Raw genomic sequence first — 18754 nt, 5'->3', positions numbered from 1 at the left:
CCATGAGCATGGCTTTGATTTCCGGCATCGTGCTGGTGTTGTTACTGCTGGGCTATTTAATTTATGCCCTGGTTAGGGCGGAGGATTTCTGATGGTGTCCAGCGCATTGTTATTGATCGCCAGTTATATGGCGGTATTACTGATAGTGGCCCGGCCGTTGGGACGCGGATTGGCCGGTTTAATCAATGATCAACCGGTGCCCGGCTTTGCCGGTATCGAGCGGTTATTATGGCGTATATGCGGGGTAAAAAACCAGGCGATGCGGTGGCAAGAGTACTTGCTGGCGATTTTATTATTCAATTTGCTGGGCATCATCGTGCTGTTTGCCTTGTTGATATTTCAAGGCGTGTTGCCGCTCAATCCCCAGCATTTGCCGGGCCTGTCCTGGCATTTGGCGCTCAATACCGCCATTAGTTTTACCACCAATACCAATTGGCAATCTTATGCTGGCGAATCCACCATGAGTAACTTTAGCCAGATGGTGGGATTAACCGTGCAGAACTTCCTGTCGGCCGCCACCGGTATTGCCGTCGCGTTCGCGTTGACCCGCGGATTTGCCAACCGCTCGGTGGCGACGCTGGGCAACGCCTGGCGGGATATCACCCGCATCACGTTGTATGTGCTGTTGCCACTGTCACTGCTGATCGCGTTGTTTGCCATCAGTCAGGGCACCGTGCAAAGTTTCGGTGATTACCTCACCTTTCACACCCTGGAAGGGGCCAAACAAACGCTGCCGCTGGGGCCGGTCGCGTCCCAAGAGGCGATTAAAATATTGGGGACCAACGGCGGTGGGTTCTTTAACGTCAACTCGGCCCATCCGTTCGAAAATCCCAATGCCATCACCAATTTTGTCCAGATGTTAACGATCTTTCTGATCCCCGCCGCGCTGTGTTTTGCCTTCGGCGATGTCAACCGCGACCGGCGCCAGGGGCATGCGTTGCTCTGGGCCATGTCAGTCATGTTTATCGCGGCGGTAGCGGTAGTGATGTGGGCCGAACTGAACGGCAACCCGCATTTTCTGACACTGGGCGCTGATAGCGCGGTCAATATGGAAGGGAAAGAAACCCGTTTCGGCATCCTCAATTCCAGTCTTTATGCGGTGATCACCACCGCGGCGTCCTGTGGGGCAGTTAACGCCATGCACGATTCGTTTACTGCCCTTGGCGGCATGATCCCCCTGTGGCTAATACAACTGGGCGAGGTGGTGTTCGGCGGGGTGGGCTCTGGTTTGTACGGCATGCTGCTGTTTGTGTTGCTGGCAGTGTTTATCGCCGGATTGATGATCGGTCGTACGCCGGAATACCTGGGTAAAAAAATCGGCATATGGGACATGAAAATGACCGCCTTGGCCATTTTGATCACCCCGTCGCTGGTGTTGCTCGGCAGCGCCGTGGCGATGATGACCGACGCTGGACGCGCTGGCATGGCCAATCCCGGCCCCCATGGTTTTAGCGAAGTGCTGTATGCGGTGTCATCAGCGGCCAATAACAACGGCAGTGCGTTTGCCGGGCTCAGTGCCAACACGCCGTTCTGGAACCTGCTGCTGGCGGTGGCCATGTTGCTGGGCCGCTTTGCGGTGATTGTGCCGGTGTTGGCTATTGCCGGCTCCCTGGCAGTGAAAAAAGTGCAACCGGTGGGCAACGGTACACTGCCTACGCATGGGATGCTGTTTATATCACTGTTGATCGGCACCGTGATGCTGGTTGGCGCGTTAACGTTTATCCCCGCGCTGGCACTTGGCCCGATCGCGGAACATATGCAGCAGCTTGGTCAGTAATTGCCGGAGAATAGAGTCATGAGTCGTAATCAAAAGGTGCTGTTTGACGCGGCAATGCTGCGTGTTGCACTCGTCGATGCCTGCAAAAAGCTGGATCCGCGGGTGCAGTTTCGTAATCCGGTGATGTTTGTGGTGTATGTCGGCAGCATAATAACTACCGTGCTGTCGATGGCCATGGCCATGCATGTGACGGTGGGCGATGCGGGTTTTTCAGCGGCCATTTCCGTTTGGTTATGGTTTACCGTACTGTTTGCCAACGTTGCCGAAGCGTTAGCCGAAGGGCGCAGCAAAGCCCAGGCGGAAAGCCTGAAAGGGGTGCAAAAAAGCAGTTGGGCGAAAAAATTGGCGGCGCCGCGCCAGGACGCTGCCCAGCAACGCGTTGCGGCGGAATCGCTGCGCAAAGGCGATAGGGTGCTGGTGGAAGCGGGTGATATAATCCCCTGTGATGGTGAAGTGTTGGTCGGCGGCGCCTCGGTGGATGAAAGCGCCATCACCGGCGAATCGGCACCGGTGATCCGCGAAGCCGGCGGCGATTTTGCCTCGGTGACCGGTGGTACACGTATTCTGTCCGATTGGCTGGTGGTGCAATGCAGTGTGAATCCGGGAGAAACCTTCCTCGATCGCATGATCGCCATGGTCGAGGGCGCAAAACGCCGCAAAACGCCCAATGAAATTGCCCTGACCATTTTATTGGTGTCGTTGTCAGTGGTTTTGCTGTTGGCCACCGCCACCCTATGGCCATTCTCGGCTTGGGGCGGGGAGCCGGTTAGCGTCACAGTGCTGGTGGCGTTGGTGGTTTGCCTGATCCCTACCACCATCGGTGGGTTGCTGTCCGCCATCGGTATGGCTGGCATGAGCCGGATGTTGGGTGCCAATGTGATTGCCACCAGCGGTCGTGCGGTAGAGGCGGCCGGCGATATTGATGTGTTGCTGCTGGATAAAACCGGCACCATTACACTGGGTAACCGTCAGGCCACGCGCTTTATGCCTGCGCCCGGTGTGAGCGAACAACAGCTGGCCAGTTCGGCTCAATTGGCCTCCCTGGCTGATGAAACCCCTGAAGGCCGCAGTATCGTGGTGCTGGCTAAGCAGAAATTCAATCTGCGCGAACGGGATTTGCAAAGCATGAATGCCACCTTTATACCGTTCTCGGCGCAAACCCGCATGAGCGGTGTCAACGTTGGCGAGCAGATGATTCGCAAAGGGGCGGTGGACTCGATCCGTCGCCATATTGAATCCAACGGCGGCCGCTTCCCGCCACAGGTCAATACGCTGGTGGAAGAGGTGGCGCGTGCCGGCGGTACGCCGCTGGTGGTGGCGGAAGATGCCCGGGTGATGGGGGTGGTGGCACTTAAGGATATCGTCAAGGGCGGGATCAAGGAACGCTTTGTCGAGTTAAGGCGTATGGGCATTAAAACGGTGATGATCACCGGGGATAACCCGCTCACCGCCGCCGCTATCGCCGCTGAGGCCGGTGTAGATGACTATCTGTCTGAAGCCACGCCGGAGGCCAAGCTGGCGCTGATCAGACAATACCAGTCAGAAGGCCGGCTGGTGGCCATGACTGGCGACGGCACCAACGATGCGCCGGCGCTGGCGCAGGCCGATGTGGCGGTGGCGATGAACTCCGGCACCCAGGCGGCCAAGGAGGCCGGCAATATGGTGGATTTGGATTCCAATCCCACCAAACTGCTTGAAGTGGTGCATATCGGTAAACAGATGCTGATGACACGAGGTTCGCTCACCACCTTTAGCATTGCCAATGACGTGGCCAAGTATTTTGCGATTATCCCGGCGGCATTTGCCGTGACCTATCCGCAGCTAAACCGGCTTAACGTGATGCATTTGCATTCACCGCATTCAGCCATTCTGTCGGCGGTGATTTTTAACGCGCTGGTGATTGTTTTCCTGATCCCGCTGGCGCTGCAAGGCGTGAGTTATCGCCCGATGAGCGCCGCCGCGCTGCTGCGTCGTAACCTGTGGATATATGGTGTGGGGGGGCTGCTGGTTCCCTTTGCCGGTATCAAATTGATTGATATGTTGCTGACCGTTATGGGTTTGGCGTGAGAGGAATGGCTATGAGTCAATTACGTCCTGCAGTGATGTTGCTGATCCTGTTGAGTGTGATAACCGGTGTGGTTTATCCGTTATTAACCACTGAGCTTGGCCACTGGTTTTTTCCGCAGCAGGCTGAGGGGTCACTGTTAAACATAAACGGTGTCATTCGTGGTTCAACGCTAATCGGCCAGTCCTTTACTCGTGCGGACTATTTTCAAGGACGGCCTTCCGCCACCGGCGATGGGCCTTATAATCCTCTGGCCTCGTCGGGCAGTAATCTGGCGGCCAGTAATCCGGCGCTGGACGAGGCGGTGAAGCAGCGGGTCGCCGCGTTGAAAAGCGCCAATCCGCAGGCGCTGGGGCCGGTACCGGTAGACTTGGTGACTGCCTCCGCCAGCGGACTGGACCCCGATATCTCACCGCAGGCTGCATTATGGCAAGAACCGCGGATTTCAGCCGCCCGCAAGCTACCGCCGGAGTTGGTGCGACGCCTGATCAACGATAACACCATGCAGCCACTGCTACGGTTTATAGGCGACCCCACAGTCAACATCCTAAAGCTGAATGTGGCGTTGGACAACATCCAACGTCCTTAAGGAAGTGGTATGAGTGATGAGCAGCATCGTCCCGATCCTGACGCGTTGTTGGTGCAAGCCGGCAACACGGCACGCGGTAAACTGAAGATTTATTTCGGCGCCTGCGCGGGGGTGGGTAAAACCTGGGCCATGCTGCAAGAGGCGCGGCGACTGCGTGCCCAGGGACTGGATGTGCTGGTGGGCGTGGTGGAAACCCACGGCCGCGCCGAAACGGCGGCACTGTTGGCAGGATTGACGCTGCTGCCGCGGCGGTTGACGGGTCGGCATCGGCACCAGGAGTTCGATCTCGACGCCGCGTTGGCCAGGCGCCCGGCGGTGATGTTAATGGATGAGCTGGCGCATACCAATGCGCACGGCTCCCGCCACCCCAAACGCTGGCAAGATGTGGACGAGCTGCTTAACAGTGGTATCGATGTTATCACCACCATCAATGTGCAGCATTTGGAGAGCCTTAATGACGTGGTGAGTGGGGTAACGGGGATCAGGGTACGGGAAACCGTGCCCGATCCTTTTTTTGATTCTGCCGATGAAGTGGTGCTGGTAGATTTACCGCCGGATGATTTACGCCAGCGGTTGAAAGAGGGCAAAGTCTATGTAGGCGATCGTGCGGAACGGGCAATTGAGAATTTTTTCCGCAAGGGTAATCTGTTCGCCCTGCGCGAACTGGCGTTGCGCCGTACCGCCGATCGGGTGGATGACCAAATGCGTGCCTGGCGTGATGTACAAGGGCGGGAAAAAGTCTGGCATACCCACGATGCCATTTTGCTGTGTATCGGCGATAACACCGGCAGTGAAAAGTTGGTACGCACCGCCGCCCGGCTGGCTGCCAAGCTTGGCAGCGTATGGCATGCGGTCTATGTGGAAACCCCGGCGCTGCATCGCCTGGCAGAACCGCGTCGCCGCAATATCCTGCGTACGCTGCAACTGGCCCAGGAACTGGGCGCGGAGACCGCCACCCTGTCAGACCCCAACGAGGTCAACGCCATCCTGCGCTACGCGCGTGACCATAATCTGGGCAAGATCGTGATTGGCCGCAGGCCCCCGCGCCGCTGGCGCTGGGGCTCGGACGGGTTTGCCGAACGACTGGGCCGGCTCGGCCAGGATCTCGATTTGGTGATTGTCGCCCTTGATGAACACCCGGATACCGTGCCCAATCCACTGCCGGATCACCGCCCGACCACGGAAAAGTGGCGAGCACAACTGCGTGGCTGCGTGGCTGCGGTAGCGCTGTGCGCGCTGATAACCCTGAGTGGCAAATGGTTGTTGCCCGGGGTGGACGCCGTCAATATGGTGATGATCTACCTGTTGGGGGTGGTCATCGTGGCATTGCGCTATGGGCGCTGGCCATCGGTATTGGCGACGTTGCTGAACGTGGCCATTTTTGATTTGGTGTTTATTTCCCCCACCGGCAGCATGGCGGTATCGGATGTGCAGTACCTGCTCACCTTCGGCGTCATGCTGGCGGTGGGCGTGCTTATCGGCAATCTGACGGCGGGCGTGCGTTACCAGGCGCGGGTGGCGCGTTATCGTGAGCAACGGGCCCAGCATTTGTATGAAATGTCACGGGCGCTGAGCAGTGCCCGCGACATGGATGATATCGCCGAAACCTGTCAGCGAATCATTGATGTGACGCTACAGGCGCGCAGCGAATTACTGCTGCCGCAGGAGGATGGCGAGTTAATTCCGGCCGGCGGACCGCATTTGACCACGGCGCCCGATCGCGCCATTGCCCGCTGGAGTTTTGATCGCGGGCTACCGGCTGGTGCCGGCACGGATACCTTGCCAGGCGTGCCCTGGCAGATCCTGCCGCTTAAGACCACATTGGCGCCCTTGGGGCTGTTGGTGATTGAACCAGCCAACCTGCGCCAACTGATGATCCCTGAACAACAGCGCATGTTGAAAACGTTTACGATGCTGCTTGCCAGCGCGCTGGAACGTATGGAACTGACCCGACGCGAGCAACGGGCCAGGCTGGCGGCCGAACGAGAAGAATTACGCAATTCGCTGTTGGCGGCCTTGTCCCATGATTTGCGCACCCCCTTGACCGTGCTGTTTGGCCAATCGGAAATATTAACGCTGGATCTGGCGGCGGAAGGATCACAATATGCACCCCAGGCCAGTCAGATACGCCAACAAACCCTCAGTACCATACGTTTGGTGAATAACATGTTGGACATGGCGCGCATTCAGTCCGGCGGCTTTAACTTGCGTGCAGAGTGGGTAACGTTGGAAGAGGCGATTGGCAGCGCGCTAAAAATCATTGACCCGTTGCTCAATCATCGGCGCATCGTGCTTAATTTGGCCGATCCGCTGCTGCTTATCAAGGTTGACGCACCGTTACTTGAGCGGGTATTTACCAATCTGCTGGAAAATGCATTGAAATATGCCGGTGAACAGGCCCAACTGGGTATTACCGCTTATCAGCGACAAGATTGGCTGGAACTTGAGGTGTGGGACAACGGCCCGGGTATTGTCCCCGGGCAGGAATTGGCTATTTTCGAAAAATTCGCCCGTGGCGCCAAAGAATCTTCGGTGCCGGGCGTCGGGCTGGGACTGGCTATTTGCAAGGCCATTATCGACATGCATCACGGGCACATCCGCGCCGGTAACCGGCCGCAGGGCGGCGCCTGTTTTTATATTTCGCTGCCGCTGGTGCCGCCGCCGGCGATGCCGGAGCTACAGGATGACCATGAGTAAATCACCGTCAGATGGGGGGGGTTTGCAAGTCTTTTGGTCGTGATATTGCTCTTGATCCGATCTCCCTCACAAAAATAATCCAATCAACCCCATGACCCGCGGTTATCGGTAAAGATTTCCCTCATTCCTGCCGTTAACGTTGATAAGGGTGCTCGTGTTACCTGCTGTCGACATGCGCGCCAGCGTTAGCGTGAGCCTATCGCTTATCACCCGTAAACCACACGCATCTATAATCGCCTGTTAACGCAGTTTTTTCGCGACAGCAGATGAGCTTGCGCTTATCCCAGGGAGTCAACATTATGCAATTTCATCGTGCTACGGTTCGTACCCAGCTTACACTGGCTTTTGGATTACTGGTTGCCGCCGTGTTGGCGGTATCGGTGCTCGCATTCCAAGCCTTAAGCGACGCGAATAGTCGATTCAAATCCCATGTCGAACAGGTTTCGGCTCGTGAATCCTCGACCAATTTGATCCTTAGCGCCATCAAAGACCGATCGTTAGATATTTATGGGCTGGTGCTGGTCAGTGAAGCGGCCGATATCGAAGCGGGCAAAAAGCAGGTTGCCCTTGCCGAGCAGATCAGTGACGGTGCGTTGGAAAAATTACGCCAGGCAATTGCGCACAACCCTGACGTTACCGATGCGGATCGCAACTTGGTGGCGGAAATTGTCAAAAGCGAAGCCGCGTATACGCCGATTGCCAACAGCATCGTCGCACTGGCCTTGGCAGAAAAAAAGGCTGAAGCCATCGACCGGATGAACCGCGAGTTGCGTCCTCAATTGACCAGGCTACTTGATGCCACCACGCACTATCTTAAGTATAGCCAGCAGCGTGCGGTGGATAGCGTCAATGAGTCGGGCAGAGTGTTTAGAACCACACAGCTGATTTTAGCCGGTGCAGGGCTGTTTGCTTTGACGCTGGCTGTGTTGTTGGGCTTGGCCATCACCCGCAGTTTGTTGCTGGCGTTAGGTGCCGAGCCGGTGGTATTGGGACACGTCGTGCAGCGCATTGCCGGTGGCGATCTCAGTCAGGTGGCCGGCGCGGCGAAGGCTGCTGAAGGCAGCGTACTGGCGGCGATCGCCCGGATGCAAGAGCAATTGCATCGGTTGGTCAGTCAGGTGGCTTCGTCCGCACAAAGTATCGCCAGCGCCTCGTCGGAGATTACGTTCGCCAATGAAGATCTTAGCCGTCGTACTGAAGCGCAGGCTGCGTCGTTGGAACAGACATCCGCCAGTATGGAGCAGTTGACCGCCACCGTGAAACACAATGCTGACAATGCCCGTCAGGGCAATCTGATGGCCACCGGCGCGTCGGCGGTGGCGATACGCGGTGGCAATGTGGTTCAGCGGGTGGTGGCCACCATGCATGACATCGCCGAAAGTTCCAGCAAGGTGACGCAAATCATTACCGTGATTGAAAGTATTGCCTTTCAGACCAATATCCTGGCGCTGAATGCTGCCGTTGAAGCGGCACGCGCCGGTGAACAAGGGCGTGGTTTCGCCGTGGTGGCCGGGGAAGTGCGTATCCTGGCCCAGCGTAGCGCCAGCGCCGCCAAAGAGATCAAAGATCTGATTGGTCAATCGGTGGATCGGGTGAATGTTGGCTCACAGCAGGTGGACGAAGCGGGAAGCACCATGAAAGAGGTGGTGGAGGCGGTGCAACGTGTCAACGATCTGATGGCGGAAATTACCCTGGCCACTGCCGAGCAACATACCGGGATCGAACAGGTCAATAAAGCGGTGGTGCAGATGGACGATGCAACACAACAGAACGCGGCACTGGTTGAACAAAGCGCCGCTGCTGCTGAGAGCTTAAAACAACAGGCTGGTGTTTTACTGCAGGAAATCTCGGCCTTTGATGTGTCCAACGCCGGTGAAACCGATCGCAGTGTTTCCGCTAACCGCTAAGGCCTAACGATGAAAATGTCCCCTTCTGTTTTACTGATGGCGGTGCTGTTTAGCCCGGTAGCACTTGCTGTGAATAATGACGCCATTACCCTTGGTTTGATTACCAAAACCGATACCAACCCTTTTTTCCAAAAGATGAAGGAGGGTGCCATGCTGGGTGCCACGGTACATGGGGTTAAGCTGCTCACGGCAGCGGGCAACAATGATAATGATTACGCGACCCAGGTTAACGCCATTAATTCCATGGTGGCTGCTGGAGCCACCACATTATTGATCACGCCGGGGGATTCACGCATGGTGGTACCGGCACTTGATCGTGTTCGTGCCATGGGCGTGCAGGTTATTGCGCTGGACTCACCCACCGACCCTATTAGTGCGACTGACGCACTGTTTGCCACCGATAACTACCGGGCCGGTCAGCTGATTGGCCAGTATGCCAAGGCGGCGATGCCGCTGCGCTTTCCCGGCCAACCGCTGAAAATTGCCATGCTGGATTTATCCCCTGGTCAACCAGTGGGAGCACAGCGGCATAACGGTTTTATGTCTGGCCTGGGGCTAAAAGCTAGTGGCGCTGAGTCTGGGGAGCTCTCGAGTACTCGCGAGATCCTTTGCATGGGTTTTTCCGGTGGCGCGGAAGATCAGGGACGGGAGGTGATGACCGCCTGCCTAAAGGCGCATCCCGATATCAATTTGGTTTATACCGGAAATGAACCGGCCGCCGCCGGCGCTTACCAGGCGCTTAAGACAGCGGGCAAAGATAAGAATGCCATGATTGTCTCCGTGGACGGCGGCTGCGATGGCGTACGAAATGTGCAGTCCGGCGTGATCGCCGCCACCTCCCAGCAATACCCGCTTACCATGGCGGCGATGGGGGTGGATGCCGCCGTGGCGTATGCCAAACACGGTAAAAAAGCCTCAGGTTATGTCGATACCGGTGTGACGCTGATCGCGGAACAACCAATGCCCGGTCAACCCAGCATAAATGCCAAGGCGGGGCTTGACTCCTGCTTCGGCGCCAAATAACTACGCCAAGTCCGCTTCTTGTTTAAAAACCGGGCGATGCCCGGTTTTTTTCTCGCCATAACCGCCAAGATAAAAGCCGATACGAACGGCAATAATGGCCACGCCTTTTGCTAAAAAAAAACATCGTCAGATAAAGAATGAGATGATATTTTTTACTGAAGAAAAAAGATGTCATTTGATATCTCCGGGCTATTTTATAAGCCGGATTTCACTGTGCATCGCAAGAAACAAGAGTGCAAAATATTACCCATCCACCGTTATGGAGTCGCGGTGAATAATATTGCCCATCACAATTAATAGTGTTTTATAATAATTTTTTATTGTGAAATTTAAGGGAAAAACATCATGAGCTTATCGTTGGATTATTATAGTACCTATGGTCCCTCTGGCAAGATATATGTACGTTGTCTGGGTGAGGTTCACCACTATAAAGTGGATTATCATTTACTGACTCACGATGGGGTTGTGCAAAGTAAGAGCGCTTGTGACAATGAATTAGTTGCCTTTTTATACTCAAAACCGACCACGTATAAAATCAAAGCCGATGTCTATCTGGAGTCTGGCCAAAAACAACAGTTATATTCTGATGATATCAAACCGGTGTTATATGATGAACTGCCGTCGCCGATAATTGAGGTCAAATCGCTAAAAGGGTCACTGAGTCTGGTTCCGGATCAGGATAATTATCTAGTGGTTAAATTTAGCAAGGATGGGTTAGATCAACTTATTAATGAATCCTCCGCAGAGATACCGCTTTATTATCAACTGCGTAATGTGATCCGTTTTGTACCCTGTTTTGATAAAGAGACTATTGATAAGATTGTCAAATATAGCCCGGAGCTGGAAAGCGTACAATACGAGTACCAGGTTGAACCCGATATTGGCAATCAGGTGTTGCTTGATTTAGGCAACGAACTGCAGCGGCTGGATTATGTCGAGTACTGTGAACTTGCCGGGAAACTGGGCGATCAGCACGATCATTCTCCGTCGCTGGATCCTTATTTTTCGCCACAACCGAGCCCGGAGAGGGATCATTATCAGCCGCCGCTGCCAGCCAGTATGCCGACGCCGAACTTTATCAAATATCAAGATTATCTCGAGGTTGAAAATGGGTTCGGCATGAACGTCCGGCCACTGTGGGAGCGAGGTATCACCGGGAAGAATATGCACGTTCATATGCGCGACACCGGTATATTTGCACAGCATGAAGATCTTAGTGGGATCAGAAATTTTTCCCACGGCGCATCCAATCTACACCATGGTACTGCCAGCGCTGGTGTTATTATGGCGCGCAATAATGGTTCTGGCATGACCGGGATTGCGTATGATGCCGCGATCACCAGTTATAATAGCCAGCGTTATTCCATGGGGCAGGTACTCAGAGAAGCACAACCCGGGGACGTGGTCACCATGTCGTTGCACGACGGTTGGGGATTGCCCATGGTCAACAATCGACAACATTGGGACAATATAAGCCGCATGGTGAATGCCGGTGTGCTGGTCGTCATCAGCGCGTCAAACCGTGGACTTGATTTAAGCGATCCCGCGTCAGGTTTTATAGACCATGGTGATAGTGGCGCCTTTATTGTCGGAGCCTGCTATCCCACTAACGGTCGCAGATTAGGTTTTTCCAATTATAACGTCAGAAATATGGTGAACGCCTGGGGACAGTGGGTGGTCACCTGCGGCTATGGCACTTTGTTTGACCCTGGCACCCCTAACCGAAGCTATACCTACAATTATAGTGGTACGTCAGCTGCGACACCGATGGTGGCCGGGGTATTGACCCTGCTGCAGTCCCATGCAAAAAATAGGTACCACCGGATCCTGAACAATCGACAAATGCTGAGCATTATCAATGCGACTGGCGGTCGGGAAGGGGTGCAAGACGGTATAGGTGTCAGGCCGAACGCGGCGCAGGCTATTGCTTATATCGACCGTTTGTTAGGCGAAGACATAACGATAGACGGCGTAAAATAACCACGCCAGCGCGCGTATCGTTTAAAATCCGTGCTATGCCCGATTTTTTCTCGCTATAGCCGCCAGGGAATAAGCCGATTCGAACGGCAATAATGGCCACGCCTTTTGCTAAAAAAAAACATCGTCAGATAAAGAATGAGATGATATTTTTTATTGAATAAAAAAGATGTTTTAGGCTATTTATGGTCTGCGTTATAAACCGAATTTTACTGTGTATTGCTCGCCGTGTGAGATATTAATATTACCTTTTTTCGCTATTGAGTCGTGATGAGTGATATTGACCACCTTCACTAATGGTATTTCATAATATATTTTTTCTTACTGTAATATAAGGAAAAACCATGAATTTATCGTTGGATTATTATAGTACCTACGGCCCTACTGGCAAAATATACGTACGATGCTTGGGGGGAATTCACCACTGTAAAGTAGAATATCATTTACTGACACATGACGGGGTTGTGCAAAGCAAAACCGCGTATGGCAATGAATTAATTGCCTTTTTATACTCAAATCCCACCACCTATAAAATTAAAGCCGATATCTATCTGGAGCACGGTCAAAAATAACAGTTATACTCTGACGATATTAAACCGGTACTGTATGATGAACTACCGCCGCCGATAATTGATATTAAACCGCTAAAAGGAGCGCTGAGTCTGGTTCCTTGTCAGGATAATTATCTGGTGGTTAAATTCATCAAGGGCGGGTTAGATAAACTTATCAATGAATCCTCTGCGAGGGTACCGGTTTATTATCAACTATCAGTTCCCTTGGGGGCGGTTGTAATGCAATGTATGTGTACTGGCTGTTTTTCAAGCAGCCGGTAGACCATACCTCCGGTGGTATAACGCGCGGCACACCCTGTTGTCACTGAGCGCGATACACCCCAGGACGTTTCTGTTTTTGAAAATTCATTTTCTTTCACTTCAAACGTTATTCTTGTCACGCCGGTTATGGTGGCTGCGGCTGAATACTATGATGACACTGATGGGTGATGGTCATCATTGGGCCGGGCTCCTCATCGCCGTTTGACAAAATGAAGGTTTTCCATCATGTCACTACCCAGGAAAATGCGCGAGCGGTGAGATGATTTTTATTCGATTAATTCAAATTAATTAATTGATAATGATACAATTTATCTTTTATGATTCTAGCGAAATCCTTCTCCTCGCTATCGCCTTATGCCTATGTTGCCCTTTCCCTATTCCCTCCGGCCAAATCGAGCTAATACCATCAATAAATGAGCTATTTTGTGATTTAAAAATATCATTTTGAAAAATAAAAAATATCATTTTGAAAAATAAAAAAGATTATTGTGAATAATAAAATATTATTTTTATTTCAAAATAAAAGAAAATTCATAAGAAAGTGATCTTGTTCAAATTATACCCACGCGAAAACGGCTAGTTTAAGGGCCATGGCCCCGGGCGCGTCGGCGCTCTTTCGCTTAATAAAAAAACACTGGAGACACCATGATAGAAATCATCACCCACGGCGCCGAGTGGTTTATCGGCTTGTTCCAAAAGGGCGGGACAGTATTCGTCGGCATGGTGACCGGCATACTGCCCTTGTTGATCAGTTTGCTGGTAATTATGAATGCGTTAATCGTCTTTGTCGGACAGGCTAGAATCGAACGTTTGGCACAGCGCTGCGCGGGCAACCCACTATCACGCTATCTGTTGTTGCCGGTGATCGGTACTTTTGTGTTTTGTAACCCGATGACCCTGAGCCTGGGTCGTTTTATGCCCGAGAAGTATAAGCCCAGCTACTACGCCGCAGCATCCTACAGTTGCCATTCCATGAATGGTCTATTTCCGCATATCAATCCTGGTGAACTGTTTGTTTATCTCGGCATTGCCAGCGGGCTTACCACGTTAAATCTGCCGTTGGGACCGCTGGCCGTGAGTTATCTATTGGTGGGGATGTTCACCAATTTTTTCCGTGGCTGGGTGACCGATCTCACGACCAACCTGTTCGCACGCAAAATGCATATTCAATTAGAACAAGACGTGAGTCTATCAAGCGTGGAGGTCAAATGAGCCAGTTTATTCGGATTGAAAAAGGCGAAAGCGGCTGGGGTGGTCCTTTGGTGTTAGAGGCCGTCTCGGGTAAAAAAGTGGTGTATATCACCGCCGGCACTCGACCGGCGATCGTCAACCGGCTAAGCGAACTGACCGGCTGGCCCGCAGTGGATGGGTTTAAAGACGGTGAACCGCCCAGTGAGCAAATTGGCGTTATGGTTATCGACTGCGGCGGCACGTTACGCTGTGGCCTTTATCCCAAACGTCGCATTCCGACGATTAACATCCACGCTACCGGAAAATCCGGACCTATGGCTCAGTATATTCTGGAGGATATTTACGTCTCCGGGGTGCGTGAACAGAATATCCAACGGGTAGAACACGACGAACTGTCGCCAACCGTTGCAGCCGATATCGACGCAGCAGCGGTTAACTCGCGCAAAGAACCGCAAGCGTCGCTAGCCAGTCGTGACTATGACACCAGCAAAAAAATCACCGAACAAAGCGATGGCCTGTTGGCCAAAGTCGGCATGGGCATGGGGTCAGTAGTGGCGGTATTTTTCCAGGCCGGCCGCGAAACCATTGATACGGTGTTAAAAACCATTCTGCCATTCATGGCTTTCGTCTCGGCGTTAATCGGCATCATCCTGGCCTCTGGGTTAGGCGATTTTATTGCCCATGGATTAACGCCCCTGGCCAGTAGCCCGATAGGCCTGGTGATCCTGGCCCTGATTTGTTCCTTTCCTCTGCTCTCACCTTTTCTCGGCCCAGGTGCGGTTATCGCCCAAGTGATCGGGGTATTGGTGGGCGTGCAGATCGGTTTGGGCAATATACCACCACACCTGGCGTTACCGGCGCTGTTTGCCATCAATGCTCAGGCGGCTTGCGACTTTATCCCGGTGGGTCTGTCGCTAGCGGAAGCCAAGCAGGACACCGTGCGGGTTGGGGTGCCTTCGGTACTGGTGGGTCGTTTTCTGACTGGTGCGCCAACGGTGTTGTTGGCATGGGCCGCGTCAGCATTTATTTATCACTAAACATACAGCCTGGGAGGCACAGCTATGAACCCTATTTTTCACACGACCTTCACCCGTATCGGTGAGCATGCTGCCGAGTCATTAGCAGACAATATGGTGATCACCTTTCGGGAGGGGGCGCCTGAAGACCTTGAATCCTATTGTTTTATCCACAGCCATAGCGAGACTCACGGTGAATTGCGGGTCGGGGGCAAGGTGATCATCGGGGAAGACACCTATGCCATTACTGCGGTGGGTGCTGTGGCAACCGAAAATTTGCGTGAACTGGGTCATCTCACCCTGCGTTTTGATGGCGCGGTGCAAGCGGAATTCCCCGGTTCGATGCACCTGGCTGGCAGGATACCGACCGATATCTCCATTGGCAGTGATTTTTCTATTTTCGCGTAATGTTCGATTAACTAAGCAGTTCAGGAGTAACACATGAAACAAGTTGCCGTAGTCATTGGCGGAGGGCAAACCCTGGGCGCATTTTTATGCGAAGGCCTGGCACAGGCCGGTTACCATATCGCGGTGGCAGACTTGAATGGGCAGCATGCCCAGCATGTCGCCCAAGACATTAACCTGCGCTATGGTGCGGGACGCGCGTTGGGTATTGGCGCGGACGCCACGGATGAAAACAGCGTTAAACAGTTGGCAAAGGCGGTTGATCAAGGCTTCGGCCAGGTTAATTTGCTGGTTTACAGTGCCGGCGTAGCGAAAGCGGCACCGATCACCCAGTTTAAATTGGATGATTTCGACTTATCGTTGCAGGTGAATCTGGTCGGTTATTTCCTTTGTGCCCGCGAATTTGCCCAGTTGATGATTCGCGATAAGGTGGCGGGGCGCATTATTCAGATCAATTCCAAGTCCGGCAAAGTCGGCAGTAAACATAATTCAGGTTATAGCGCAGCCAAGTTTGGTGGCGTTGGCCTGACCCAATCATTGGCGCTCGATTTGGCGGAATACGGTATTACCGTCCACTCACTGATGTTAGGCAATTTACTTAAATCACCAATGTTTCAGTCGCTGTTACCGCAATACGCTGAAAAACTCGGACTGCAAGTTGATGAGGTGGAGCAATATTATATCGATAAAGTGCCGTTAAGGCGGGGCTGCGATTACCAGGATGTGTTAAACATACTGCTATTTTACGCCAGTGATAAAGCGGCTTATTGCACCGGGCAGTCGATTAACATTACCGGCGGACAAGTGATGTTCTGAGCTACCACCCCAGCACGCTAAATCCGGCGGCTGGGGCTGGATACAAGGAAAAATAACATGAGCACTACGTCGTGGTTTATCAGTATTGCGGCCCTTGCCTGGCTCGGTCAAATCCTCTTGGGAGGATGGCAGGTTTATCAGTTTAATTGTGCCTATGACGCCCTGCACGGACAGGGGCACCTGGTGGGGTTGGGCCGCTCCGGCGGACGTTTTACACCACGGGTGGTGATGGCGCTGGCCTTCGATGCCGATGGTTATGTGCGTAATGGCTTTACCCTGCGGGGCCTAAGCGTGTTTGCGCGGCCTCGACCATTAACCCGGTTGATCGGGTTGCATAAAACGCAATTAGTCCCAAGTGTGATCTTTGCGAAAGATCCGGCTAGTCAAACTGCACTAGCGTTAGCGATTGAACCGAAATTATGATATTTTCATTTTAAAAGAAACTTCCTTTCATTAGAGATTATTCATTTGGAATAATAATTGTCAGGAGGTTGTCAATTGTATTGAAATGGAAATCGTTATGAAACCTAAGCAGCGCCAGGCGGCGATATTGGAGTATTTGCAACTCCACGGCAAAACCTCAGTGGATGATCTTGCCAGCCACTTTGTGACCACTGGGACCACCATTCGTAAAGACTTAACCTTGCTAGAGGATGAAGGGGGGGTGATCCGGACCTATGGTGGAGTGGTATTGTCCCGGGACGAGGGTGATCAGCCTATTGATCGTAAAACCCATATCAATACCGCCAAAAAAAAGCGCATTGCCGGTGCGGCGGCCAAATTAATCAATGATGGTGATTCGCTGATTTTCGACGCCGGCAGCACTGTGCTGCAAATCGTGCCCTATCTGGCCCGATTCAATAATATTACCGTGATGACGAATAGCTTAACCATCGTCAATGAGCTGGTGGAGTTGGACAATGATCAAACTATTCTAATGCCCGGCGGCACTTATCGGAAAAATTCCGCGTCGTTTCATGGCAGCCTGGCCGAAGCGGCGTTTCCCCGTTTTAGTTTTGATAAATTGTTTATCGGCGCCGATGGGGTCGATCTGAACGCCGGCGTGACTACGTTCAACGAACTGCACGGCGTCAGCCAGGCAATGTGTAAAGCCGCACAGCAGTTGATTTTGCTGGTGGATTCCTCCAAGTTCGGCCGCAAAAGCCCTAATGTGGTCTGTGATCTGACTGCGGTGGATATTCTGATCACCGACCGGGGCATCAGTCAAGAGTACCTGGAGGCGCTGCGTGGCAAGGGCATCCAGGTGCTGCTGGTGGATGAGGCCGATGCGTGATGGCGCTGCGCGCCACCATGGCAAACACCCTGACCTGAAGGGTGTTTAACGCGGGTGCGGCCAATGTATCCCGCGCGGGCGGTAAATAGTGAATAGTGAATAGTGAATAGTGAATAGTTTGACGCAGACGCGGCCAATTGATCCCACGCTGGCGGTGAATATTACGGCGTGGCGTCAATTACCTGGCGCATTGGTGCCAGGGTCACCCCCTGTTGCTCTAGCAGGGTGCGCAGCCGTGCCGCCATCGCTTTGGCTCCGGGCGTATCGCCGTGTACGCAGATGCTGTCGATACGCGAGGGCAGTCGTTTGCCGCCTACCGTCAGTATTGCGCGATCTTGCAACATCTGCACAATGCGCGTCGCGGCCTGATCGGGATCGTGCAACACGGCGCCGGGCAGTTGGCGTGACAGCAGGTTACCATTGTCTGCGTAAGCGCGATCGGCATAGATCTCCCTGACCAACGGCAGACCGAGTTTTTCGCCGGCCTTTTCCGTTGCCATACCCGGCATGACCACCATGATTAAATTGCGATCGACACTGTGGATAGCCCGTGCCACCGCCATGGCCAGGTCGGCGTTTTCCGCGGCCATATTGCCCAGTGCGCCGTGGGTTTTGACATGCTGTAATGGATAACCCATGCTGGCGGCCAGCGCCTGTAACGCCCCAATCTGATAGATGATTTGCCGTTCGATTTGTGCCGGGCTGTCGCCGATAATTTGCCGGCGGCCAAAACCCTGCAGATCGTTAAAACCGGGGTGAGCACCCGCACCGACGCCATTCGCTTGCGCCTGAACCAGCGTAGAAAACATGACGTCCGGGTCACCGGCATGAAAACCACAGGCAATATTGGCCGAGGTGACAATGCCAAGCATCGCCAGGTCTTCGCCCAGAGTCCAGGGGCCAAAACTTTCCCCCATATCGCAGTTCAGGTCGATCAACATCTTACGGCGCTCCCGGTAGGGTCGGTCATCATGGCCGCCCTCATTCTGGCATGACATATCAATACGGCCGGCATGCATTAGCCGGCCATATTGAGTAGGCCAAAAGTATTCCATATCCGCCGCGAGACTTAAAGCATTACCGGCGACGACCGAGTGCATGCGCACCCGTGCATCTTAATACCGGCACTGATGACATGGATGTCGGCGGGTATCGCCCCCTCAC

16 protein-coding genes are annotated in these 18754 nt (G+C 53.4%); 15 read left to right on the top strand and 1 reads right to left on the bottom strand.

The genetic code is table 11. The features are described from left to right. The first annotated feature begins 2 nt into the window (after window positions 1–2). The 15 genes from kdpF (at window position 3) to srlR (ending at window position 17590) form a co-directional block, all read left to right on the top strand. Window positions 3–92 (top strand): K(+)-transporting ATPase subunit F, encoded by a 90-nt coding sequence (gene kdpF, locus SJI19_RS13860; RefSeq protein WP_323478858.1) that lies wholly within the window; start codon window positions 3–5, stop codon window positions 90–92. Beyond that, a complete protein-coding gene (gene kdpA, locus SJI19_RS13855) occupies window positions 92–1777 on the top strand; it encodes a potassium-transporting ATPase subunit KdpA (RefSeq protein ID WP_323478857.1) in 1686 nt (561 codons plus the stop codon). The genes kdpF and kdpA overlap by 1 nt, the downstream gene beginning before the upstream one ends. An 18-nt stretch (window positions 1778–1795) precedes the next feature. Then, window positions 1796–3844, top strand: coding sequence for a potassium-transporting ATPase subunit KdpB (kdpB, locus tag SJI19_RS13850; RefSeq protein ID WP_323478856.1), 2049 nt, complete (start codon window positions 1796–1798; stop codon window positions 3842–3844). Between the two features lie 11 nt (window positions 3845–3855). Further along, complete coding sequence (gene kdpC / locus SJI19_RS13845) at window positions 3856–4431, top strand: potassium-transporting ATPase subunit KdpC (RefSeq protein ID WP_323478855.1); 576 nt, start codon at window positions 3856–3858, stop codon at window positions 4429–4431. Between the two features lie 9 nt (window positions 4432–4440). After that, window positions 4441–7128: a two-component system sensor histidine kinase KdpD gene (gene kdpD, locus SJI19_RS13840; protein WP_323478854.1), complete on the top strand. Its 2688-nt coding sequence runs from the start codon at window positions 4441–4443 to the stop codon at window positions 7126–7128. A gap of 299 nt (window positions 7129–7427) precedes the next feature. Further along, window positions 7428–9035 (top strand): methyl-accepting chemotaxis protein, encoded by a 1608-nt coding sequence (locus tag SJI19_RS13835; protein ID WP_323478853.1) that lies wholly within the window; start codon window positions 7428–7430, stop codon window positions 9033–9035. A gap of 9 nt (window positions 9036–9044) precedes the next feature. Continuing rightward, entirely contained in the window at window positions 9045–10058 is a 1014-nt protein-coding gene (locus SJI19_RS13830; protein ID WP_323478852.1) for a substrate-binding domain-containing protein, read from the top strand. A gap of 345 nt (window positions 10059–10403) precedes the next feature. Then, window positions 10404–12038: a S8 family serine peptidase gene (locus SJI19_RS13825; RefSeq protein WP_323478851.1), complete on the top strand. Its 1635-nt coding sequence runs from the start codon at window positions 10404–10406 to the stop codon at window positions 12036–12038. Between the two features lie 341 nt (window positions 12039–12379). Continuing rightward, entirely contained in the window at window positions 12380–12607 is a 228-nt protein-coding gene (locus SJI19_RS13820; protein WP_323478850.1) for a hypothetical protein, read from the top strand. Between the two features lie 906 nt (window positions 12608–13513). After that, a complete protein-coding gene (locus tag SJI19_RS13815) occupies window positions 13514–14080 on the top strand; it encodes a PTS glucitol/sorbitol transporter subunit IIC (protein ID WP_323478849.1) in 567 nt (188 codons plus the stop codon). After that, window positions 14077–15096 carry a PTS glucitol/sorbitol transporter subunit IIB gene (locus SJI19_RS13810; protein ID WP_323478848.1) on the top strand — a complete coding sequence of 340 codons (1020 nt, stop codon included), beginning with the start codon at window positions 14077–14079 and terminating at the stop codon, window positions 15094–15096. Before SJI19_RS13815 ends, SJI19_RS13810 begins: the two co-directional genes overlap by 4 nt. Window positions 15097–15120: 24 nt before the next feature. Further along, a complete protein-coding gene (gene srlB, locus SJI19_RS13805) occupies window positions 15121–15483 on the top strand; it encodes a PTS glucitol/sorbitol transporter subunit IIA (protein WP_323478847.1) in 363 nt (120 codons plus the stop codon). A gap of 33 nt (window positions 15484–15516) precedes the next feature. Then, on the top strand, window positions 15517–16296 hold the full coding sequence (srlD, locus tag SJI19_RS13800) for a sorbitol-6-phosphate dehydrogenase (protein WP_323478846.1): 780 nt from the start codon (window positions 15517–15519) through the stop codon (window positions 16294–16296). A gap of 57 nt (window positions 16297–16353) precedes the next feature. After that, window positions 16354–16719, top strand: a complete 366-nt coding sequence (locus tag SJI19_RS13795; protein WP_323478845.1) for a transcriptional regulator GutM — start codon at window positions 16354–16356, stop codon at window positions 16717–16719. Window positions 16720–16816: 97 nt separating this feature from the next. Continuing rightward, complete coding sequence (srlR, locus tag SJI19_RS13790; RefSeq protein WP_323478844.1) at window positions 16817–17590, top strand: glucitol operon DNA-binding transcriptional repressor SrlR; 774 nt, start codon at window positions 16817–16819, stop codon at window positions 17588–17590. A 161-nt stretch (window positions 17591–17751) separates the two neighbouring features. Here the strand turns inward: srlR and SJI19_RS13785 are convergent, their stop codons facing one another. Continuing rightward, a complete protein-coding gene (locus SJI19_RS13785; RefSeq protein ID WP_323478843.1) occupies window positions 17752–18690 on the bottom strand; it encodes a 5-oxoprolinase subunit PxpA in 939 nt (312 codons plus the stop codon). Window positions 18691–18754: the final 64 nt, after the last annotated feature.

Origin of the sequence: Acerihabitans sp. TG2, from assembly GCF_035013185.1 — a bacterium.
Lineage (GTDB): Bacteria > Pseudomonadota > Gammaproteobacteria > Enterobacterales > Enterobacteriaceae > Acerihabitans.
This window is presented reverse-complemented; position numbering and strand designations above follow the sequence as displayed.